A 20,416-nucleotide genomic window follows, 5' to 3' on the forward strand; every position below is an offset into this window, starting at 1 on the left:
TGCCGAGTGTCCCCAGGCACGGTGACCACCGCGGCCGGCGGCTACGCCCGCACCCTCGGTGCCGGCATGTTGTCGGCGCTACATGATCCACTGAACGCGGGCAGAAGAAGCCCAGACAAAAAGCAAGGACCCGGCCTTGCCGGGCCGGGTCCTTGTGGCACAGACACAGATGGTCCATGCGGGTGTGCGTCCGTACTGAACCACCGTCCGTGCCGACTTGTCACGTCGCCACGGACGGAGGTGAGAAAGATGGCTCGACGGAACACCCGTCAGACCGGAGCGAAGGCGGTCAAGGCCGCAGGCAAGGTGCTCAGCAACCCCAAGAGCAGCAAGACCGCGAAGACCGCGGCCGCCAGCGCCCTGTCCCAGAGTCCCAAGCGCGGCAAGAAGTAGTCCGCCGCGCGTGGCCATCGCGTCGCCCTGAGCGACGTCTCATCAGGAGCAGTGCATGACTGACTCAGCTACGACCCGACCCCTCAACCCGAGGCCGGCACCCATCGAGGACGCCGACCAGCCGGTCCGTGACACAACGATTCGCGGGACCATCAAGGAGACGGTGCGCTACGCCCTCTGGGGCAAGGGCGCCGGCCGTTGCACTATCTGCAACCACCGGCTGTTCGGCGAGGAGCACACCTACCTCCACTCCATCAACGCCGCGGAGGCGGCCCACATCCGCGGTGCGACCGGCACCGCGGGGTCCCCGCGCGGCGTCATCCAGGGCGAGCCCGACGACCTAGACAGGGAGGCGGAGGAGAACCTCCTCCTTCTGTGTCACACCTGCCACAAGATGATCGACGACAAGGCCCACGTCGCGTTCTTCACCGCACCCAAGCTGCGCGAGCTCAAGGCACGGCACGAGTCGCGAGTCGAACGTGTCACAGAGGACGGAGGCCTCACCCGAACGGCCGTCATCCGGGTCGGCTCGGACGTACGCGGGTCGTTCTCGATGGCGTCGCGGCGAGAGGTCGCCGACACGGTGATTGCTCACGACTACCTGGGGCTCGTCGACAGTCAGCGCAGCGGCCAGTTCGTGTGCGAACTCTCTGGCGAGGCCATCGATGACGGGTACTGGGACATGGCCGGCAGCATGATCCGTCGCACGCTCTCACAGGTTCGCCAGGCCGTGGCCGATGATGAGATTACGCACATCTCGGTGTTCGCGATCGCGCCTATCCCGGCCCTCGTCCTCCTGGGCGCGGAGCTCGACGACAAGGTCGATACCCGGCTGTGGCAGAAGCACCGTGGCGCCGGGTGGTCCTACCCGTCCCAAGGTTCGCCGGTGAGCTTCGCCCTCGAGCGGTCGAGCCAGGCGTCGAGGGACGAGGGGCGGGACGCCACGGACGTGGTCCTGATCTGCTCACTCAGCGCCGAGGTGGACACGGCCCGTCTGCCGACCGACCTGGCCGACGTCCCGGTGTTCACGCTTCGTCCTGACGGGATCACGCCGACGCCGACGCTGCTTGAGCACGAGGACACCCTCATGGCCTTCGGCAAGTCGTTCCGCGACATGCTCGGTGCAGCGGAACAGGCGTATCCGGGTGCGGGGCGCTGGCACCTGATCGGTGCCCTGCCGGTTGCGGCGGCCGTCGAGGCTGGGCGTGCGTTCATGAGAGAAACCCAGCCACCGGTCGCGGTGTACCAACGCACCGTCGACGGCGCCTACGAGGCAGTCCTGCTCATCAACCAGCAGGGCCGCGACACCTCGGCCAACGATCCGAAGGCGAGCCGACCGTGAAGCACATCGACCACTTCAACGTCCTGCTGCGCGACACCATCAACCTGAGCAAGTTCAACCTCGACGTCCTCGAGGACAAGGCAGATGAGGTGTTCGCCGCCCTCCATGACGACGAGCTGAGCGGCGACGACGTTCTCAGCATGAAGCGGCAGGGGTCCTGGGCGCAACGCACCATCATCACGCCGCAGCCAGGCAAGGACTTCGACGCCGACGTCATGGTGCGGCTGCGGTACAACCCCGACTGGGTCGACGACCCGCGCAAGTACTCCAACCTTGTCTACAACGCCATCGACGACAGCCCGGTCTTGAACTGGCGCGACTTCGAGCGCCACGCGCGGTGCGTCCGTGTCCACTACGACGGCATGCACGTCGACGTAGTGCCGTACGTGGTGTTCCCCGACGGCACCCAGCGCATCATCAACCGCGACAAGAACAAGTTCGAGATCACCACTCCTGACGAGTTCACATCCTGGATGCAGGAGAAGGACCAGCTGGCCAACGGGAACCTCCGCAGGGCCATCCGCATCGTCAAGTACCTGCGTGATCACAAGGGGTCGTTCACCGGCACGCCCTCGATCATCATCACGACGCTGCTCGGAAACCAGGTGACGCCAGCCGCGAAGCTGAACAACCCGGACGCGTTCAAGGACGTCCCCACCACGCTCCTCACCCTCATCGCCGGTCTGAACGGGTGGCTCGCCGAGTACGACGGCGTCCCTCCGGTGAAGCCTTCCGGCACCGGTATCGACTTCACGCACCGGTGGCAGCCGGAGTCGTTCTCGTACTTCAAGAAGCGCATCGCCGCGCACGGAGCGGAGATCGACGACGCGTTCCATGAGACCGACCACGAAGACAGCGTGACGAAGTGGCAGGCGCTCTTCGGGGAAGGTTTCAAGGCGCCCAAGACCAGTGGGGGTGGGTCGGGGGGAGCTGCCGGGACCGGCGCAGCCACGACGTCCAGCCGTAACGGGCGGGCGGGGTGAGTACCGCCAGGCGCCCTCGTCGCCGGTCGGGTGCCGACCGGCGGCGTGCCCGACCGGCCAGGGCAGCGCAGGAGTCCCTGGTGTCGACGGAGTACGACGTCGGTAACACGCCGGTGTTGAGCGCCCTCGAGGTGAGCGACCTGGTGGAGACCGTGGTGGGGCCGAGCGAATGGCAGGCGCAGGCACTGCTCGACCTCGACGATGCGGTCGGAGAGTTCGCCGAGTTCGTCGTCGAGGCGGGCCCCGTCTTCGACGAGGAGACTGCGGTGTGCCACGTGAAGGTCAGCTTCGACACCACCGGGTGCTCGAGGTCCCCGAGAGCGAAGGTGCGCTTCCATGACCGTGAGGAGTTCACCATCGCCATCGAGCCGGGTGAGGGCTGGCCCCCGCACGTGATGGTGGACCACCTGCGCTTCTTGGGGGCTGCGCACGTCCTCTCGGGGTTCCAGCTGTGCCTGTACTTGGACCCGGCTCGCGAGTGGGACCCAGGCGACGGCATCCGTTCGACCCTGAGTCGGCTGCGAGACTGGGTGGAGAACACCGCGGGCAACAAGTACGACCCGAACACTGCGCTCTACCACGCGGTCGGAGGGACGCCGCACCTTACGCCCGGCACGCCGACCATCGTGATCCGCGACCCGTTGCCGACGACTGCGCGGCCCACGCGCATGTACCTGCACGCCCGCGCCGCCAGCGACGAGACGGCCTCCAATCAGGACATGCCGCCCAACCGATACGACCTCATCGCCGACCGCCTTGACGATCGCGACTTGGTCATCCCGGTCATACCGCTACGCGGCGACCTGCCCATCGGCGCCGGCTCGGGCGCCCTGTCGGAACTGTTCGGCCGCATCGAGGTTACGCAGGGCCTGTGGCCTCGCGACACGCAGCGCGCCATCCATGAGCGCGCGCTCGAGCTCAGTCCGGCACTGACGCCGCCGAGAACGACCACCGCGGCCGTTGACGAAATCCGTTCCATCGCCCGGAGAGGCCCCCTCGAGAGCCTGGCGTGGACGTGCGGCTGGAACGGGCACCGGCTGGCTGCGGACGTGGGTGCGAGCGAGGACAATGAGGCGTTCGAGTACCCCGAGCCGGAGGAGCCGGTCACCAGATTGGCCGCGGCGCTCATTGACGGCATGCGGCTCAACCCCGCAGGCGCCCAGCAGTACGCGCTCGTCGCGGTTCCCCACCCGGGCGGCGGTTCTCGCCACCTGATCTGCCTGCGCGTCCCAGCCCAAGTCGCTGACGTGACCCGTGAGGCGCTGGCGGCACCGGACGTCGTCGTCACCCCGGAGAAGCTTGTGCTCGCGAGCGGCCGTGTCCCGATGGAGTGGTGTCGGGTCAGCGACGAGCGAGGCGAGGTGACCGTCCGCCGCGACGTCGGCCGGCCCGTTGGCGAGCTGGTGGGGAAGACGGTGCACGTTTGGGGGACCGGCGGCATCGGGTCGTGGATCGCTGAGTGGGTCGTCCGAGCCGGTGTCGGGAAGGTCGTGCTGCACGACCCGGGATGCGTGACCGGAGGTCTGCTGGTGCGCCAGGACTTCGTCGAAGCCGACGTAGGGCTGCGAAAGGACAGGGCGCTTGCAACTCGACTGCGAGCCATGCGTGACGACGTGGAGGTCGAGCTGCTGGAGGATCTGACTCCGCCGGAGGCGATCCTCGAGGCAGACCTCCTCATTGACGCAACCATCAACCGCGCCGTCACCCGTTTCCTGGACGACCTGGTCGTGACGCGGCCGGACAGGCGCACGACGTTCGCGCAGATCGCCACCGACACCGACACCGGCACCTTGGGCATCGCGATCGTGGCGGTCCCGGGAGGCGGTCACACCCTGACTGAACTGGACACGGAAGCCGGCGCACAGGTGGAGGCCGACTCTGAGATCGAGGACTACCGGGTGTTCTGGAACGAGCCGAGTCCGGGGAGCGAGTTCGTCCCGACGCGTGGTTGCTCCATCCCGACGTTCCACGGCTCTGCGGCGGATCTTGCCGGCGTGAGCGGGGCGCTGCTCAACGCCATCTGCCTGCACCTCGCAAGCGGTCAGTCCGGCACTCACCTCATGGCCCTTCCCCAGTCCGGGGTGACCCCGTCACGCAGGCTGCTCATGCCCTCACTGCGCCAGATGTTGTCGTCACCAAGCGATCCGGCCGACTCGGCCGCTTAGCCGCAGGAAGTCATCCGGCCCCATGACCGAGGGCGGCCGGGTGGGTTACTGGCTGCCATGGAGCGAGAACGAGGCATCCTCGGCGAGCGCGAACCCATCCGAGCAGGTCGTGGTGAGGATGCCCGCGTTGACCAGAGCCGCGCCGCGGACCCGCTCGTCGTTCCCGAGATTCTTCAGCCCCGCCCCTCGGGCCAGCTTCTGGAGCAGTTTCTCCTGGCCCATATTGAGGCTGTCCCTTCCGAGGTGCCACCGCCAAGTGACGAGGGCAGAGTCCCTGTCGAGGCTGCCGTCGACCGAGCGGATGAACGCTCCTCCGTGGACGATGCGTACGCACAGGCCCGCGGCACTGAGTCGCGACTCGAGCTCGCCAAGCACCGCGTCTAGCTCGCTCAGGCTGACCTCGGCCAGCTCGACGAGCGTCTGCTCAGGGATCGTGCGGTTGATCTCGATCAGGAGTGCGGACACCAACTTCACCGCACGCTCACGGTGCTCAGCTGCGGTGGGCGGACCCGCGGGACCGGCTGCCGGCTCCGTCACAGTCGGCGCCGTCAGCAGCTGGCCATGGGGCAAGCTGAGGAGGGCGGCGAGTCGCTGGATCTCGCCGAGGGTGAGGCCCGCGTGGCTGGTGCCGGCCTCGATACCTCGCAGCACGGTTTGGGTGACACCCACTCCCATCTGGGCTGTAAGCCTGCGTTCGCCGAGCCCGAGCTCGAGGCGGCGTGCGCGTACCAGGTCGCCATCAACGGCGGGGGACCTGAGCCGTGGTCGTCATGTGAGGTGGTGGATGGAGATGCCCCACCGGCGGTACCAGCGGGATGGCTCGGGTGTGCTGCGGTCGGGTGCCATCTAACGGCTGACACGCAGGTGCGCGCGATGCGGGTCGGGGATCGTAGGAGCCGGGTGCGCGTGGCGTGGTGACAGGGCCGGAGCATCATGCTCCGGCCCTGTTCTCGTCGGGTGTACGCGTGGCGTTTCGTCGTGACCGACGAGTGGAACGGTGGCGCGCGTGACCACGCCTGACGCTCCTCCCGCTCCCGCCGCTCCCTCCCGCCGCACCCGATGGGTGGTGGCGGTCGTGCTGACCGCGGTGCTGGCCCTGGCGGTCGGCGTGACCATCGGACTTCTCGTGGGCGGCTCGGGCGACGACGACCTGCCGCGGGCCGAGGCCAACGCCACCGCGGCGTGCGTGACGGCGTCGCGCCTCGACGCCGACGAGCCGTTGCCCGAGCGCACCGACAACCGGCTCGAGGAGCCGGCCTTCTGGGAGATGCCCGCGGTGCACTACAACGCCATGGCGGCGGCCGCGGAGGACGACACCTACCAGGACCTCGCGGACGCGAGCGCGCTGCTGGGCACCGCGCTGAACACCGCCGACAGCGAGGGCATGGGCACGGCCGTCGAGCAGGTCCAGGCGGAGTGCGGAGACCTCGGGCTCGACTGAGCGACCTCACCCCGGCTGCGCCGTCACGATCCCCTCACCCGCGGCCCACGCGGTGATGTCGCGCCGCTCGATGGCGGCCGCGATGAGGTCCGGGAACGCCTCGGGCGTGCACGCGAACGTGGGCACGCCGAGCCCGGCGAGCGCGGAGGCGTGGTCCTCGTCGTACGCGGGTGCGCCGTCGTCGCTCAACGCCAGCAGTGCCACGACGGTCACCCCTGAGGCGACGAGACGCGCGCACCGCGCCAGCATCTCCTCGGCGATGCCGCCCTCGAACAGGTCGCTCAGCAGCACGAGCACGGTGTCGGCGGGCCGCTCGATGCGGCTCTCGCAGTAGGCCAGCGCGCGATTGATGTCGGTGCCGCCTCCGAGCTGCACCCCGAAGAGCACGTCGACGGGGTCGTCCATGTCGTCGGTGAGGTCGACGACCTCGGTGTCGAAGACGACGAGCCGTGTGGCGACCGACCGCAGGGAGGCGAGGACGGCGCCGTACACGGACGCGTAGACGACGGACGGCCCCATCGAGCCCGACTGGTCGACGCACAGCACGATCTCGCGCTCGAGCTGGTGGGCGCGGCGGGCGTGGCCGACGAGCCGTTCGGGCACGACGGTGTGGTGCTCGGGCAGGTAGTGCTTCAGGTTCGCCGCGATCGTGCGCCCCCAGTCGATGTCGGCCGGCCGGGGGCGGCGGCTGCGGGCGGCCCGGTCGAGCGCCCCGGTGACGGCCTGCACGGTGCGCGCCCGGATCCGCTCCTCGATCTCGTTGACGACGGTGCGCACGACCCGGCGGGCGGTCTGCTTCGAGTGCTCGGGGATCACGCCCCGCAGGCCCATCAGCGTCGTCACGAGGTGGACGTCCGGCTGCACCGCCTCCATCAGCTCCGGCTCCGCCAGCAGCTCACGGAGGCCGAGGCGTTCCATGGCGTCCACCTGGAGCACCTGCACGACGGAGCTGGGGAAGTAGGTGCGGATGTCGCCCAGCCAGCGGGCGACTCGCGGGGACGAACCACCGAGGCCACCGGCTCGCGAGCGGGAGCCGGAGCGCTCGCCGTACAACGCCTCCAGCGCCTCGTCCCGCTTCACGTCGTCGGCCGAGAGCTCCACCCTGCCGTCGGCGCCGAGCACCTCGTCGGACGGTGCCCCGAGCACCAACCGCCACCGCGTGCGCGCGTCCCGCTCGCTCATGCGACCGCCCCTCCCACCCCGGGAGCGCCGAGCAGCCGCGCCACCCCGGCCAGGACCGGCGCGGCAGCCTCGACGTCGAGAGCGACGGAGCGCGCACCGGGACGGGCGGGCCCCCGCCCGACCCCGCGCGCCACGGCGCGCCGCTCCGCGGCCGAGAACCGTGCGAAGGTGCGCCGCAGCAGCGGCAGCAGGTCGTCGAAGACGACGTCGGCGGTGCCGGCCATCCAGTCGTCGAGGATCCGCAGCAGGTCGTCGTCGTGGAGCAGCACGGCGGCGTCGCCGGCGAGGAAGCCGTCGAGCCACGCGGCCGCCGCGGGGGCCGGAGCGGCGGGGGAGAGCCGGCGAGCCATCCGCTCCGCCGCAGTGGACGGCACGACCACGCCCGCGTCGAGCAGCAACCGGTTGGCCCGACCGCCGACGGAGCCGTGCACGGTCTCGTCGGCGGCGAGGATAGCGAGCGCCTCCTGCCACGGCCGGCGCAGCTCCGCGTCGTCGAGCAGCGTGACTCCTTCGTCGCAGGTCTCCATCGCCCGTCGCGCCCGCGCGGCCGCGTCGTCGTCGAGGCTCGCGCAGGCGGCCCGCAGCCCGACGGAGGCCCGCACGACCACCGTGCCGAGCAGCCCGGCGACGCGGGTCGTGTCGGCGCCGCGCACGTCGCCGTACCGCCGCGTCCTCGCCAGCGGACCCACGCTCTCCGCGAGCGCCAGGGCGTCGTGCTGGTGGGTCGTGCGCTCGGCGAGCGCGTCGACCACCGCGGTCAGCCCCGCGGGCAGGTCGGCGAGCAGGCAGGCCTCGACGAGGTCGCTCAGCGCCGGGAGGTCGGGGGCCGCGGCGGCGTCCTCCGCCACCGTGCGAGCCGCGGCGTCGGCGACGGTCGTGCCGCGCAGGCCCGCGTCGACGAGGGCGACGGCGAAGCCGGGGTCCCACTGCAGGCGCCAGGCCTCCTTGAAGGTGCCCGTCGTGCGGCCGGCGTCGACCGGCGTGCCCCAGTCGATGCCGAGCAGGCGCAGCCGGTGGAGCAGCGCGGAGCGGGCGCGGCCGTTGGGCGTGCGCAGGTCGAGCACGGCCTCCGTCACCGAGGCGCTCGGCTTGAGCCGCACCGCCCGTTGCTGACGCGCGAGGTCGGCGGCGACCGGCGCCATCGGCACGTGCTCCGGCACCTCGCCGAGGCGCTGCCCCACCACCACCTGCTCCTCGACGAGCTGGAGCGGCAACGTCGACCCCTCGCAGAGCACGGTGAGCACCGCGTCCTGCAGCTCGGCCAGCCCCGCCGACGGGCGGCAGCGCATCACCGCCAGCTCGTCGGCCAGCCGGGTCGCCTCCACGAGCGAGGCGGGCGGGGCGTCGATCCCGGCGGTCCGCAGCGCCCGGGCGACGGCCACCATCCACGCCGGCACCACGCCGTCCCGGTCACGGTCGGCCCAGGTGAAGAGGTGGTCGTACCAGCCCGGCGAGCCCACCCCCGCGCCGTACCCGCTCGCGAGCCGAAGCCGCCCGTGCGTCCACGGCACCCACGTCACCGCCACCTTCGTGCGCGGCAGGCGGGCGAGGAGCCGGTTGTCGTGGGCGGCCGCCGGGAAGTCGGGCAGGTGCAGCGCCGGCGCGTGGAACGCACCGCACACGAACGCCACCCGCTCGTGGCCCTCCTTGAGGGCCGCCCGCACGACGCGGCGCATCGCCGCCTCCCGCCGGGCGTTCTCGAGGTCCTCCTCCGGGTGCTCCGCGCGGTGCGCGTCCCGCACCTCCGTCACGGCCTCCCGCAGCAGCGCGAACCGGTCGAGGACGCTGCCCGCGGCGTCGGGCAGCTCGACGGCGTCCTCCCACCAGCGCTCGGGGTCGTCGTACCCGGCCGTGCGGGCGAGCGTGCCGATCACGTCGGGGTACGACGCGGGGCGCGCGTCCTCCCCAGCGTCGTCGGGCGCCTCCGGCGCCAGCTGGTGGACGGCGGGCAGGTCGGCGAACCGCACCGGTACGTCGCGGGCGACCGCCCACCGCAGCGCCACCCACTCCGGGGAGAACGCGGCGAACGGGTAGAACGCCGCCCGGCGCGGGTCGTCCGCGGCATACACGAGCGCCGCCACCGGCGGCACGAGCCCCGGGTCGGCGACGTGCGCCACCAGCGGGTCGAGCTCCGGGCAGCCCTCGACCACGACGAGGTCGGGCTGCAGCTCCTCCAGCGCGGCCCGCACGGCACGGGCCGAGCCCGGGCCGTGGTGGCGGACGCCGAGGGGGACGAGGACGCTCGTGGTCACGGGAGGGACGCTCAGCCCAGCTCGCGGCACGCGCGGTAGAGGTCCGCCCACGCGGGGCGGTCGCGCACGACGGTCTCGAGGTATTCCTGCCACACGATCGCGTCCGCGACCGGGTCCTTCACGACGGCGCCGACGAGTCCCGCGGCGACGTCGGCGGCGCGCACGACACCGTCACCGAAGTGCGCCGCGAGCGACAGCCCGTTGGTCATCACCGAGATCGCCTCGGCCGTCGACAGGGTCGCCGACGGGGACTTCAGGCTCGTGCGGCGGTCGAGGGTCGAGCCCGACCGCAGCTCGCGGAACACCGTGACCACGCGCTCGATCTCGCTGGGCGCCCCGTCACCGGCGCCGAGGTCGGCCGGCAGGTCGAGCGACCGGCCCAGCGCCGACACCCGGCTGCGCACGATCTCCACCTCCTGCTCCACGCTGTCGGGCAGGGGCAGCACGACGGTGTTGAAGCGCCGCTTGAGCGCCGAGGAGAGGTCGTTGACGCCCTTGTCGCGGTTGTTGGCCGTGGCGATCACGTTGAACCCCGGCCGCGCCTGCACCTCGGTGTCGAGCTCGGGCACCGGCAGCGTCTTCTCCGACAGGATCGAGATGAGCGCGTCCTGCACGTCGGCCGGGATGCGGGTCAGCTCCTCGATGCGCACGAGCGCCCCGGTGCACATCGCGCGCATCACCGGGCTCGGCACGAGCGCCGCCTCCGAGGGGCCCTCGGCGAGCAGCCGCGCGTAGTTCCACCCGTAGCGCAGCGCCTCCTCCGCCGTGCCCGCCGTGCCCTGCACGACGAGCGTCGAGGTGCCGCTGATCGCCGCCGCCAGGTGCTCGCCCACCCACGTCTTCGCCGTGCCCGGCACGCCGAGGAGCAGCAGCGCCCGGTCGGTCGCCAGCGAGGCCACCGCGATCTCGACGAGGCGCCGGGACCCGACGTACTTCGGGCTCACGTGCGTCCCGTCCGGCAGCTCGCCGCCCAGCAGGTACGTCGTCACCGCCCCCGGCGACAGCTGCCAGCTCGGCGGCCGCACCCGGCCCGTGTCGGCGTCGTGGGCCCGCAGGGCGGCGAGCTCGTCGGCGTACGCCTGCTCGGCGTGGGGGCGCAGCACCTCGGGGGTCTCGGGACTGCCAGGGGTCGTCGTCATCGCAGGGCCTCGCTGATCGAGCGTCGGAGGGACAGGAGCTGGAGGGCGGTCGAGAGGGCCCGACCGGTGGTCTCGGGCAGGTCGGTGCGCACCAGGTCGGTGAGCCGGTCGAGCGTGGCGGGCGGCGCGTCGACGAGCGCGTCGCGCAGGTGGTGGACGGTCTCGGTCGGCAGCACGAGCCGCGGTGGCGGCACCCGGTGCAGCGCCTCCACCGCCTCGCGGGCCAGGCCGGGGTCGGCGGGCACGGGCAGGGCGGCGAGCAGGTCGCGGAGGTCCCGCAGGTCGCCGGCCCCGCGGCAGCGGGCGAGGCCGGAGCCGAGGTGCTGCGTGCGTTCCTCGGCCGGCAGCACCGACAGCAGCCCCGACGGACGCCCCTCGACGGCGATCACCGCCCGCGCCCAGTCGACGTCGCGCCGCAGCAGCACCGCGCGTCGCACGGCGGCGCGCAACGGATCGGGGAGGCGCTGGTACGTCGCGGCCTCGTCCACCCCGGACGCGGACGTCAGCACCGGGAGCGGCGCCCCGGCCACCAGCGTGCCAAGCCACCAGTCGTGGCGCGAGGTGCCCCGTGGGGGAGGGGTGAGCCCGTCCCGCACGCCCGCGTCGTCGGGATCGGGCGGGGTCGCGACGTCGAGGCGCCGGCCGAGGATCCCGCTCCGGGAGAGCAGCGGCGCGAGCCGCTCCGCCATCCGCTGGGCACGTCGCGACGTCGGCAGTCCGTCGAGCAGCGCCTGCGCCAGCCCGCGCACCTTCACCGACCGGTCGTCGAGCGCCCGCTCGAGCAGCGCGTCGTCGGTCTCGACGAGGGCGCTGCCGAGCGCCTCGAGGTGCTGGGTGCGCTCGTTCACCGGGTCGTTGGCCCAGGTGGAGGCGACGAGGTCGGCCGCGGTCGCGCGTTCCGCGGGGTCGGGCGACGCGCGCAGGTCGAGGAGCAGCGCGAGCCGCGCCGGCGCCGGGAGGTGCGGCCACGCGGCCGGGTCGGGGCGGGCGCCCGGGGTCCCGGCGGGCGATGCCGCGGCCCGGTGGTCCGCCAGCACCGCGCTCCAGCCCGGGTGCAGCGCGGCGAGCCACCGCCCGCGCTCGTCGAGCACGGGCCGCAGCGGGGCCCGGAGCGTCGGTGTCGTCCGCGCGCGCTCCAGCAGCGTGGGCAGCAGGTCGTGGGGCACGCGCACGCCGCGCGCCGCGGCGCACGCCAACCAGTGGGCCACGAGCACGTCCCGTTCCGCGGCCGGCACCGGCGCCGGGCGCGCGTGGAGCAGCTCGAGCAGCTGCCGGGCGCGCGGGGGCGGCGGCGCGAGGGTGTCGGCGGGTGCGGGCACGGGGGCGTCCACCGGGGCCTCGGGAGCGTCGGGCGCCCCCACGGCCCGGACCGCGGCCAGCACGGTCGCCGCGTCGAGGAGCCGGGTGCCGGAGTCGGCCGCCGGGCCGGGACCGCCCAGCGCTGCCGGCAGCTCCGGCGCCGCGCGCCGCCCGCTGCCCAGGATCGCGGCGGCCACGACGCCGTCGGCCCAGTCCTCGACGGTGACGTCCTCGACGGTGACGGGCGCGCTCACAGCCCCACCACCCCGTCGCCCGTGCCGACGGCCAGCACCCGGAGCACCCCGTCCTGCAGCTCGCCGAAGAGGTCGGCTGGGCGACCACCGGTGCGGGCGAGCAACGACCAGACCGCTCCGGTGGCCTCCTCCTCGTCGGCGCCCGTCGCCACGCCCGGCACCGTGCGGCCCGCGGCGTCGACGACGGTGACGGCCCCGGTGGTGTCGGCGTCCGGGCCCGGGGCCACCCGGGCGTCGCGGACGACGGCGGGCACGCGTCGTACGAAGGGGTTCGCAGCCAGCGCCGCCGTGCGGCGGGCCCGGGCGGCGGCCAGGTCGCCGCCCCCGGGGAGGCGGTCGAGCTCGCCGGCGGCCACGGGCTCGGTGACGAGGAGGGCGCGCCGCGGGTCGTGGCCGGGGTAGAGCGCGAGGGTGGCATCGAGGCGGCTGCCGACGGTGCGGGCCACGGGCATCGGAGCGCCCCGCGCCGCGAAGTCGAGCACCTGCACCACGTGGCCCGAGCGCTCGCCGTGGAGCCAGGTGCGCTGCTCGAGCAGGCCGCCGTCGGTCGAGCGGTGGGCACCGAGCACGGCCCACACGTCGGCGACGGTCTCACCCGCCCGCACCTCGTCGGTCGCCCACGCCCAGCCCACCACGGTGCGGAGGTCGGCCGCGGTGGCCGCGTCGAGGTCGGCGCGGCGGCGCCAGGCCCGCACGAGGAGCCACCAGCGGCCGAGGACGTCGACGGTGTGCTCGGCCCAGTCGGAGCGGTGGCGGACGGTGCGTCCGAGCGCGCGCACCTCCTCGGCGACGCCGGGCAGCTGGGCGTCCACCAGCCGCGCGGCGGCGGACTCCCACCAGGTCAGGTCGCGCTGGCGGGCGGCGGCGATCCCCGTGCGCGCCAGGTCGGTGAGCCAGACCGCGAGGTCCTCCATGCCCGCGTCCATCCGCGCGAGGCGCTCGTCGCGGCGCTGGGCTGCCGCCGCCGCGCGCGCGGCGAGCGTCGCCGGGTCGACGGGCGCCCCGGATCCGGCCTCGGCCGCTGCCCGCGACGCCGCCCGCTCCGCCCGCTGACGCGCCCACGCGGCCGCCTCGTCGGGAGCGCCGGCACCGGGCTCGAGGTCGCCCGCCGACCAGCGCAGGAGGAGCGCCAGCGCGTGCTTGCAGGGGAACTTGCGGCTGGGGCACGAGCACCGGTACGCGGGGCCGCTGAGGTCCACGCTCACCTGGTAGGGCGCCTTCCCCGAGCCCTGGCACTTGCCCCACACGAGCGTCGCGCTGACGCCGCAGTCCGACCACGCCCCGGGCGCGGTCAGCTTGCGCGCCGCCACCAGCGACGCCGCGTCGGGCGCGGCGCCACGCACCCGCTCGAGCGGCCAGCGCTCGGCGGGGACGTCCGCGGCCTCGGGGGTGGTCATCGCCGCCATCCTGTCGCATCGCACCGACACCTGCGGGGTACCGGGGCCGGTCCCCACCCGTCCACACCACGGCGACCCCCACGAACGGAGCAGAGATGTCCCACCACGACACCGACGGAGGCACCGCCAAGGTCGCCGAGCTCGTCGAGCAGGCGCGCATCGCGATGCTCACCACGATGACGAGCGACGGGAAGCACGTGAGCCGGCCGATGGCGTTGCAGGAGGTGGAGTTCGACGGTGATCTCTGGTTCTTCTGCCACGACGACTCCGCGAAGGTCGCCGAGGTGCGGGAGCACCCGCAGGTGAACGTCTCCTTCGCCGACCCGAAGCACGCGGCCTGGACGTCGCTGTCCGGCACGGCGCTGCTCACCCACGACGCGGACAAGGCCCGCGAGCTGTGGTCGCCCGCCCTCGAGGTGTGGTTCCCGGACGGCCTCGAGACGCCGACGCTGGCGCTGCTGAAGGTGGACGTCGCGACGGCCGAGTACTGGGAGTCCTCGTCGTCCCGCGTGCGTCGCCTCGTCGGCGGCATCCGGGCCGCCGTCACCGGGGACCCCGGTAAGTTCCCCGCAGAGAACGAGACGACCGTCCTGGAGGACCGATGACCAGCTTCCGCCCCACCCGCCTGGTGTCCGCCGCGACGGCGGCCTACGGCGTCTACGCCCTCGCCAAGCCCAGCCACCTGCCCGACGCGCTCGGGATCCGCGGGGGCGAGCGTGCGTCGTACGAGGGTCTCGCGACGACCTACGGCGTCCGCGACCTGATCATCAGCAGCGCCGGCATCGCGGGCGGCCCGCGGCTGCGGCGCCTGGCGCTCGGCGCGCGCATCACCTCCGACGTCGTCGACTGCCTGCTGCTCAACCAGAAGCTGTCCGACGGCGGCGCCCGGAAGAAGGCCACCGCGGTCACGCTCGCGTGGGCGGCTCTCAACGCGTCGGTGCTCGTGGCGGACGTGAAGAAGGGCTAACCCGGAACCCACCGGGAGCGACCCGGTGCGCGACTCCCTCGACCTCCTCCTCGACGCCGCGGGCGAGCACGCCGTCCGCGAGGAGTGGGACCGCGTGGCCGCGGCCGGCGTCCCCGGGGCGGGGGTACGCCGCGACGCCGGCCACGCGCCCCACCTGACGGTCGCGGAGCGCGACGAGGTCCCGGCCGCGGCCGAGGCGCTGCTCGACGCTCTGGTGGCGCACCTCCCGGTGACCCTCCACCTCGGCGCCCCGCTCGTGCTCGGCGCGCCGGGGCGCCGGGTCGTCGCCCGCGTGGTCGCACCCACCCGGGCGCTGCTGGCGCTCCACGCCGAGGCGGCGCGGCTGCTCGAGGAGGGCGGGGCACGGGGTGGTCCACCGTGGGCGGCCCCGGGCCGGTGGGTGCCCCACCTGACGGTGACGGGCCGGCTCGGCGACGCCCAGGTCGCGCCGGCGCTGGGGGCGCTGGGCGCGCCGTACGACGTCGTGGGGGTGCGGCTGCGGCGGTGGATGCCCGGGACGCGGACCCTGCGCGACATCGGATCCAGGCAAGGCTAACCTAAGCCCGCTCTGCTCCCGCCCCGAAGGACCGCCATGACCACCGCCGTCCTCGCCCCACCGCCTGCGCGAGAGCGACCGTCGCGGTCGCTCGGTCCTCGACGCGCGGTCGGGCTCGTCGTGCTCCTCGCGGCCCTCGCGGTCGCGACGGCGGCGAGCCTCGCCTTCGGGGCGAACCCGCTCCCGCTCGGGGCGGTCTGGGACGGCCTGCTCGCCAAGGACGGCACCGAGGCGTCGCTCATCGTCTGGGACCTGCGCATCCCGCGCACGGTCGCCGGGATCGTCGTCGGCGCCGCCTTCGGGGTGGCGGGCGCGCTCATCCAGGCGCTCACCCGCAACCCGCTCGCCGACCCCGGGATCCTCGGCGTCAACGCCGGCGCCGGGTTCGCCGTCACGCTGGGGGTGGGGGTCTTCGGCGTCGCGAGCGTCTCGGGCTACGTCTGGTTCGCCTTCGTCGGCGCGGCGTTCGCGACGGGCCTCGTCTACCTCATCGGTGCGGCCGGCGGGGGCGGCGCCTCGCCGATCACCCTCGTGCTCGCGGGCGTCGCGCTCGCCGCGGTGCTGGGCGGCGTGCAGCAGTTCCTCACCCTCATCGACCCCACCACCTTCGACCGGCTGCGCAGCTGGGGGGTCGGCACCATCGACAGCACCAGCCTCGCCGACACGCTCGCCGTGCTCCCGTTCCTCGCCGTGGGTCTCGTCGTGGCGCTGGCCCTGTCGGGCGCGCTCAACGCGGTCGCGCTCGGCGACGACCTCGCCACCTCGCTCGGCACGAACATCCTGCGCACCCGCGTGCTCGGCATCGTCGCGGTCACGCTGCTCGCAGGTGGTGGCACCGCGCTGACCGGCGGCATCGGGTTCGTCGGCCTCATGGTGCCGCACGTGGTGCGCTGGTTCACCGGCCCCGACCAGCGCTGGGTCATCGCCTACTCCGCGGTCGCCGCCCCCGTCCTCGTGCTCGTGGCCGACGTCGTCGGCCGCGTGCTCGGGCGGCCCGGCGAGATCCAGGTGGGCATCGTGACGGCCGTGATCGGTGCCCCGGTGCTCATCGCCCTGGTCCGCCGCCAGAAGGCGAGCGGGCTGTGAGCGCCGTGGAGCCCCGTACGGCGCGGGTCGACTTCGGCTACACCACCCGCACCCTGCGCGGTGGGTTCTTCTCGTTCCGCCTCCCGGTGCGGGTGGTCGCCGTCTCCGCCGCCCTGGCCCTCGTCGCGGCCGCGCTGGGGATCGTCGCGCTCACCCTCGGCGACTACCCGCTGAGCGTCGCGGAGGTCGTGCGCACCATCGGCGGCGGGGGCGAGCGGTTCCACCGTCTCGTCGTGCTCGAGTGGCGGATGCCGGTCGTGCTCGCGGCCCTGGTCTTCGGCGCCGTGCTCGGGATCGGCGGTGCGATCTTCCAGTCGCTCACCCGCAACCCGCTCGGCTCGCCCGACGTCATCGGCTTCGACGCCGGCTCCTACACGGCCGTGGTCGTCACGATCCTCGTGCTCGGCACCCGGGACTACTGGTCGTTGGCCGGCGCGGCCATCGTCGGCGGCATCCTCACGGCCGTCGTGGTCTACGTGCTCGCCTACCGCCGCGGCGTCCAGGGGTTCCGGCTGATCATCGTCGGCATCGGCGTCTCCGCGATGCTCGGCTCGGTCAACAGCTACCTCATCACCCGGGCCGACCTGCAGGACGCCATGGCCGTCGGCTTCTGGGGCGCGGGCTCCATCACCCGGGTCACCTGGACCTCGATGGTCCCGGTGCTCGTCGGCTTCGCCGTGATCGTCGCCGCGTCCGCCGCGCTCGCCCCGTCGCTGCGCCGCCTCGAGCTGGGCGACGACGCGGCGGTCACGCAGGGCACGCGCGTGGGGCTCGTGCGGCTCGCGCTCATCGTCGTCGGTGTCGCGACCACCGCGCTCGTCACCGCGGCCGCCGGCCCCCTCGGCTTCATCGCGCTCGTCGCGCCGCAGCTCGCCCGCCGGCTGACCCGCTCGCCGGGCGTCAGCCTGCTCGCCGCCGCGGCCATGGGTGCCACGCTCCTCGTGAGCGCCCACCTCATCTCCCTCGTCGTCGCGAGCGCCTACCGGCCGGTGCCGGTCGGGCTCATCACCGTGTGCGTCGGCGGGCTCTACCTGATCTGGCTGCTGGTCCGCGAGGCCCGGCGCCAGGCCACGACCTCCTGAGACGGGACGCACCATGACGACGACCACCGACACCGGCGCGCCCACCCAGGGGCACCGCCTCGCCGCCGAGAACGTCACGATCGGCTACGACAAGCGGACCATCTCCCGCGACCTCACCGTCGGCATCCCCGACGGCTCGTTCACCGCGATCATCGGTCCCAACGCGTGCGGGAAGTCGACGCTGCTGCGCTCGCTGGCGCGGATCATCACCCCCAGCACGGGCCGGGTGCTGCTCGACGGCAAGGACGTCTCCCGCTACCGCTCCAAGGAGGTCGCCCGGCGTCTCGGCCTGCTCCCGCAGACCTCCCTGGCCCCCGACGGGATCCGGGTCGCGGACCTCGTCGCGCGCGGACGCGCGCCGTACCAGTCCCTCATCCAGCAGTGGCGCCCCGAGGACGAGGCCGCGGTCGCGGCCGCGATGGCCGCGACGCGCACCGACGTGCTGTCCGGGCGCTACGTCGATGAGCTGTCCGGCGGCCAGCGCCAGCGGGTCTGGGTGGCGATGCTGCTCGCGCAGGAGACGTCGACCCTGCTGCTCGACGAGCCGACGACGTTCCTCGACATCGCGCACCAGTACCAGCTGCTCGACCTGCTCCGCACCCTCCACGGGCAGGGCAAGACGATCGTCGCGGTGCTCCACGACCTCAACCAGGCGGCGCGGTACGCCGACCACCTGGTCGTCATGAAGGGCGGCCACGTGGTGACGACGGGGGCACCCGCCGAGGTGCTGACGGCCGCCCTGGTCGAGGAGGTCTTCGACCTGCCCTGCGTCGTGGCGCCCGACCCGGTGGTGGGGTCGCCGACGGTCTACCCGCTCCCGACGGGCGACGCTGCGGGCTGATCCGGCCCGGCTCGTGGAGAATGTCCGCCCGTGACGTCGATCGGGTGGCCCCTGCGCGTGGTGCGCGGCGGCGTGCTCGCGACGGTCGCCCTGCTCGCCGGCGCCGGTGGCCACGCCCTCGCGGGCGGCGCGCTCCCGGGCCTCCCGGTGCTCGCCGGGCTGCTCGCGGCGCTCACGCCCGTCGCGGCGCTGCTCCTCGGCCGCCGGACCGACGCCCTCCGGGCCGGGCTGCTGCTCGTGCTCGGCCAAGCGGTCGTCCACCTCGCGCTCATGGGCACCGCGGACGCGGCGCACCACGGGGTCGACGGGGGCCACGGCGCCACCCCCACCATGCTGCTCGCCCACCTCGCCGCCGCGGGGCTCGGCGGGCTCTGGCTCGCCGCGGGCGAACGTGCCCTCTGGACGGTGCTCGACCTCGCCCTGGTGCGCCTCGTCGCGGTCCTCGCGCTCCGACGCCCCCTGCCGGTGCCGGGCGCTGCCCGCGTCGTACCGGCTCCTGAGCCCCCCGCCCTCCGCGACCGTGCGGAGCGCCGCCGCCTCCCCGCCCGCGCGCCGCCGCTGCTCGGCGCGCGCCCCGCCTGAGGGGCCCGCGCCACCGACGCGCCATCGCGGTCGGGCTGCTCGAGGAGCGGCCCGCCGCTCCGTCGTCGTGCCCGAGGAGGCATGTCCGCATGACCCCACCCACCCGTTCCTGGCGTCCGCTCCTGCTGCGCCTGCACTTCTACGCCGGCGTGCTCATCGCGCCGTTCCTGCTCGTCGCCGCCGTCAGCGGCGCCCTCTACGCGGTGACGCCGCAGGTGGAGAGGGTGGTGTACGACGACGTGCTCACCACCGACTCCCGCGGCCCGGCCCTGCCGCTCGACGCCCAGGTCGCCGCCGCCCGGGAGGTCGAGCCCGACCTGCCGCTCGTCGCCGTGCGTCCCGCCCCCGAGGAGGGCGCGACCACCCGCGTCATGTTCGACGCCGGGGAGGCCGCGACGTCCCGCACGCGCGCCGTCTTCGTCGACCCGGTGACGGGGGAGACGCAGGGGGAGCTGACGGCGTACGGCACGTCGGGCTCCCTGCCGCTCCGCACCTGGGTGAGCGAGCTGCACCGCAGCCTGCACCTGGGGGACACGGGGCGGCTCTACTCCGAGCTCGCCGCCTCCTGGCTCGCCGTCGTCGCCCTCGGCGGCCTCGCCCTGTGGTGGACCGGGCCGCAGCGGCGCAACCGCGACGCCCGTCGCGTGCGCGGCAGCACCGGGCGGGCCCGGACCCGTGCCGTCCACGGCCTGGTGGGCACCGTGATCGCGGTCGGCCTGCTCGGGCTCGCCGCCACCGGCCTGACGTGGTCGCAGCACGCCGGCACCCACGTCACCGAGCTGCGCACCGCGCTCGACTGGACCACGCCCGCGGTCGTCAGCGACCTCACCGAGCCGCACGCGGGAGCCGACGAGCACGCGCACCACCACGGGGGGCCGAGCGATCCCGGCGACGCGACCGGGGTGGATGCCCCCGGTGTCGGGTGGCAGGCCGCCTGGGACGCCGCCCGCACCGAGGGCCTCACCGCGGCGGTCGAGATCAAGCGGCCGAGCACCGCCACGGCGACGTACGTCGTCTCCGAGATCGACCGCTCCTGGCCCGTCCAGGTCGACGCCGCGGCCGTCGACCCGGCGTCGGGGGAGGTCGTCGACGTGGTGCGGTTCGACGACTACCCGTTCATGGCGAAGCTCGCCCGCTGGGGCGTCGACGTCCACATGGGCTCGCTGTTCGGCCTCGCCAACCAGGTGGCGCTGCTCGGCCTCGGCCTGGCGATCGTGGTGATGGTGGTGAGCGGCTACCGCATGTGGTGGCTGCGCCGCCCGACGCGCGGGGACCGCTGGGCGATGGGCCGTCCCGTACGGCGCGGAGCCTGGCGCTCGGCGCCTCCGGTCGGCCTCGTCGGGCTCGCGCTCGTGGCGGTCGCCGTCGGCTGGTTCCTGCCGCTGCTGGGCCTCAGCCTGCTGGCGTTCCTCGTGGTGGACCTGGCGCTGGCGGCGCGGGCTCGCGCCGACTGAT

General features: G+C 73.9%; 19 protein-coding genes. 13 read left to right on the plus strand and 6 right to left on the minus strand.

Features of this window, described 5'->3' with window-relative positions; genetic code table 11:
- The first annotated feature begins 249 nt into the window (after positions 1-249).
- The 4 genes from G3T38_RS20895 to G3T38_RS22615 all read left to right on the plus strand — a co-directional run bounded on the left by G3T38_RS20895 (position 250) and on the right by G3T38_RS22615 (position 4,883).
- Positions 250-393 (plus strand): hypothetical protein, encoded by a 144-nt coding sequence (locus tag G3T38_RS20895; protein WP_174267837.1) that lies wholly within the window; start codon positions 250-252, stop codon positions 391-393.
- A gap of 55 nt (positions 394-448) precedes the next feature.
- Positions 449-1,735 carry an SAVED domain-containing protein gene (locus G3T38_RS09855; protein ID WP_174267838.1) on the plus strand — a complete coding sequence of 429 codons (1,287 nt, stop codon included), beginning with the start codon at positions 449-451 and terminating at the stop codon, positions 1,733-1,735.
- Positions 1,732-2,718 carry an SMODS domain-containing nucleotidyltransferase gene (locus tag G3T38_RS09860; protein WP_163772138.1) on the plus strand — a complete coding sequence of 329 codons (987 nt, stop codon included), beginning with the start codon at positions 1,732-1,734 and terminating at the stop codon, positions 2,716-2,718. Before G3T38_RS09855 ends, G3T38_RS09860 begins: the two co-directional genes overlap by 4 nt.
- Before the next feature lie 80 nt (positions 2,719-2,798).
- A complete protein-coding gene (locus G3T38_RS22615; RefSeq protein WP_163772139.1) occupies positions 2,799-4,883 on the plus strand; it encodes a ThiF family adenylyltransferase in 2,085 nt (694 codons plus the stop codon).
- A gap of 45 nt (positions 4,884-4,928) precedes the next feature.
- Here G3T38_RS22615 and G3T38_RS09870 read toward each other — a convergent pair whose 3' ends face one another.
- Positions 4,929-5,552, minus strand: coding sequence for a hypothetical protein (locus G3T38_RS09870; protein WP_163772140.1), 624 nt, complete (start codon positions 5,550-5,552; stop codon positions 4,929-4,931).
- Between the two features lie 337 nt (positions 5,553-5,889).
- On the opposite strand from G3T38_RS09870, the gene G3T38_RS09875 reads away from it, so the two are divergent.
- Positions 5,890-6,324, plus strand: coding sequence for a hypothetical protein (locus G3T38_RS09875; protein ID WP_163772141.1), 435 nt, complete (start codon positions 5,890-5,892; stop codon positions 6,322-6,324).
- 6 nt (positions 6,325-6,330) lie between these two features.
- Here the strand turns inward: G3T38_RS09875 and G3T38_RS09880 are convergent, their stop codons facing one another.
- The 5 genes from G3T38_RS09880 to G3T38_RS09900 are packed head-to-tail and all read right to left on the minus strand — an operon-like array spanning position 6,331 to position 13,847.
- Entirely contained in the window at positions 6,331-7,506 is a 1,176-nt protein-coding gene (locus G3T38_RS09880) for a vWA domain-containing protein (RefSeq protein WP_163772142.1), read from the minus strand.
- Positions 7,503-9,758 (minus strand): DUF5682 family protein, encoded by a 2,256-nt coding sequence (locus tag G3T38_RS09885; protein WP_163772143.1) that lies wholly within the window; start codon positions 9,756-9,758, stop codon positions 7,503-7,505. The genes G3T38_RS09880 and G3T38_RS09885 overlap by 4 nt, the downstream gene beginning before the upstream one ends.
- 11 nt (positions 9,759-9,769) lie before the next feature.
- The gene (locus G3T38_RS09890) at positions 9,770-10,897 is read right to left on the minus strand and encodes an ATP-binding protein (RefSeq protein ID WP_163772144.1); all 1,128 of its coding nucleotides are present in this window, start codon (positions 10,895-10,897) and stop codon (positions 9,770-9,772) included.
- On the minus strand, positions 10,894-12,450 hold the full coding sequence (locus G3T38_RS09895; protein ID WP_163772145.1) for a DUF5691 domain-containing protein: 1,557 nt from the start codon (positions 12,448-12,450) through the stop codon (positions 10,894-10,896). Before G3T38_RS09895 ends, G3T38_RS09890 begins: the two co-directional genes overlap by 4 nt.
- Positions 12,447-13,847: an SWIM zinc finger family protein gene (locus G3T38_RS09900; protein ID WP_174267839.1), complete on the minus strand. Its 1,401-nt coding sequence runs from the start codon at positions 13,845-13,847 to the stop codon at positions 12,447-12,449. The genes G3T38_RS09895 and G3T38_RS09900 overlap by 4 nt, the downstream gene beginning before the upstream one ends.
- A 95-nt stretch (positions 13,848-13,942) precedes the next feature.
- On the opposite strand from G3T38_RS09900, the gene G3T38_RS09905 reads away from it, so the two are divergent.
- The 8 genes from G3T38_RS09905 to G3T38_RS09940 all read left to right on the plus strand — a co-directional run bounded on the left by G3T38_RS09905 (position 13,943) and on the right by G3T38_RS09940 (position 20,415).
- Positions 13,943-14,452, plus strand: coding sequence for a pyridoxamine 5'-phosphate oxidase family protein (locus tag G3T38_RS09905; protein WP_163772146.1), 510 nt, complete (start codon positions 13,943-13,945; stop codon positions 14,450-14,452).
- Positions 14,449-14,814 carry a hypothetical protein gene (locus G3T38_RS09910; RefSeq protein WP_163772147.1) on the plus strand — a complete coding sequence of 122 codons (366 nt, stop codon included), beginning with the start codon at positions 14,449-14,451 and terminating at the stop codon, positions 14,812-14,814. The genes G3T38_RS09905 and G3T38_RS09910 overlap by 4 nt, the downstream gene beginning before the upstream one ends.
- A gap of 25 nt (positions 14,815-14,839) precedes the next feature.
- On the plus strand, positions 14,840-15,370 hold the full coding sequence (locus tag G3T38_RS09915) for a 2'-5' RNA ligase family protein (protein ID WP_163772148.1): 531 nt from the start codon (positions 14,840-14,842) through the stop codon (positions 15,368-15,370).
- A gap of 36 nt (positions 15,371-15,406) precedes the next feature.
- Complete coding sequence (locus tag G3T38_RS09920) at positions 15,407-16,456, plus strand: FecCD family ABC transporter permease (RefSeq protein WP_163772149.1); 1,050 nt, start codon at positions 15,407-15,409, stop codon at positions 16,454-16,456.
- Complete coding sequence (locus tag G3T38_RS09925; protein ID WP_163772150.1) at positions 16,453-17,538, plus strand: iron chelate uptake ABC transporter family permease subunit; 1,086 nt, start codon at positions 16,453-16,455, stop codon at positions 17,536-17,538. Before G3T38_RS09920 ends, G3T38_RS09925 begins: the two co-directional genes overlap by 4 nt.
- 13 nt (positions 17,539-17,551) lie before the next feature.
- Positions 17,552-18,379 (plus strand): ABC transporter ATP-binding protein, encoded by an 828-nt coding sequence (locus tag G3T38_RS09930; RefSeq protein ID WP_163772151.1) that lies wholly within the window; start codon positions 17,552-17,554, stop codon positions 18,377-18,379.
- Positions 18,380-18,409: 30 nt separating this feature from the next.
- Positions 18,410-18,961, plus strand: a complete 552-nt coding sequence (locus G3T38_RS09935; protein WP_163772152.1) for a hypothetical protein — start codon at positions 18,410-18,412, stop codon at positions 18,959-18,961.
- An 89-nt stretch (positions 18,962-19,050) separates the two neighbouring features.
- Positions 19,051-20,415, plus strand: coding sequence for a PepSY-associated TM helix domain-containing protein (locus G3T38_RS09940; protein ID WP_174267840.1), 1,365 nt, complete (start codon positions 19,051-19,053; stop codon positions 20,413-20,415).
- Position 20,416: the final 1 nt, after the last annotated feature.

Source organism: Nocardioides zeae (assembly GCF_010686755.1).
In the GTDB taxonomy this organism is placed as follows: domain Bacteria; phylum Actinomycetota; class Actinomycetes; order Propionibacteriales; family Nocardioidaceae; genus Nocardioides; species Nocardioides zeae.

Bases quoted from the DNA above. Each gene is read 5' to 3' on its own strand.
- G3T38_RS20895 (WP_174267837.1), top strand. From the start codon at position 250: ATGGCTCGACGGAACACCCGTCAGACCGGAGCGAAGGCGGTCAAGGCC.
- G3T38_RS09855 (WP_174267838.1), top strand. From the start codon at position 449: ATGACTGACTCAGCTACGACCCGACCCCTCAACCCGAGGCCGGCACCC.
- G3T38_RS09880 (WP_163772142.1), bottom strand. From the start codon at position 7,506: ATGAGCGAGCGGGACGCGCGCACGCGGTGGCGGTTGGTGCTCGGGGCA.
- G3T38_RS09890 (WP_163772144.1), bottom strand. From the start codon at position 10,897: ATGACGACGACCCCTGGCAGTCCCGAGACCCCCGAGGTGCTGCGCCCC.
- G3T38_RS09900 (WP_174267839.1), bottom strand. From the start codon at position 13,847: ATGACCACCCCCGAGGCCGCGGACGTCCCCGCCGAGCGCTGGCCGCTC.
- G3T38_RS09905 (WP_163772146.1), top strand. From the start codon at position 13,943: ATGTCCCACCACGACACCGACGGAGGCACCGCCAAGGTCGCCGAGCTC.
- G3T38_RS09910 (WP_163772147.1), top strand. From the start codon at position 14,449: ATGACCAGCTTCCGCCCCACCCGCCTGGTGTCCGCCGCGACGGCGGCC.
- G3T38_RS09920 (WP_163772149.1), top strand. From the start codon at position 15,407: ATGACCACCGCCGTCCTCGCCCCACCGCCTGCGCGAGAGCGACCGTCG.
- G3T38_RS09930 (WP_163772151.1), top strand. From the start codon at position 17,552: ATGACGACGACCACCGACACCGGCGCGCCCACCCAGGGGCACCGCCTC.
- G3T38_RS09940 (WP_174267840.1), top strand. From the start codon at position 19,051: ATGACCCCACCCACCCGTTCCTGGCGTCCGCTCCTGCTGCGCCTGCAC.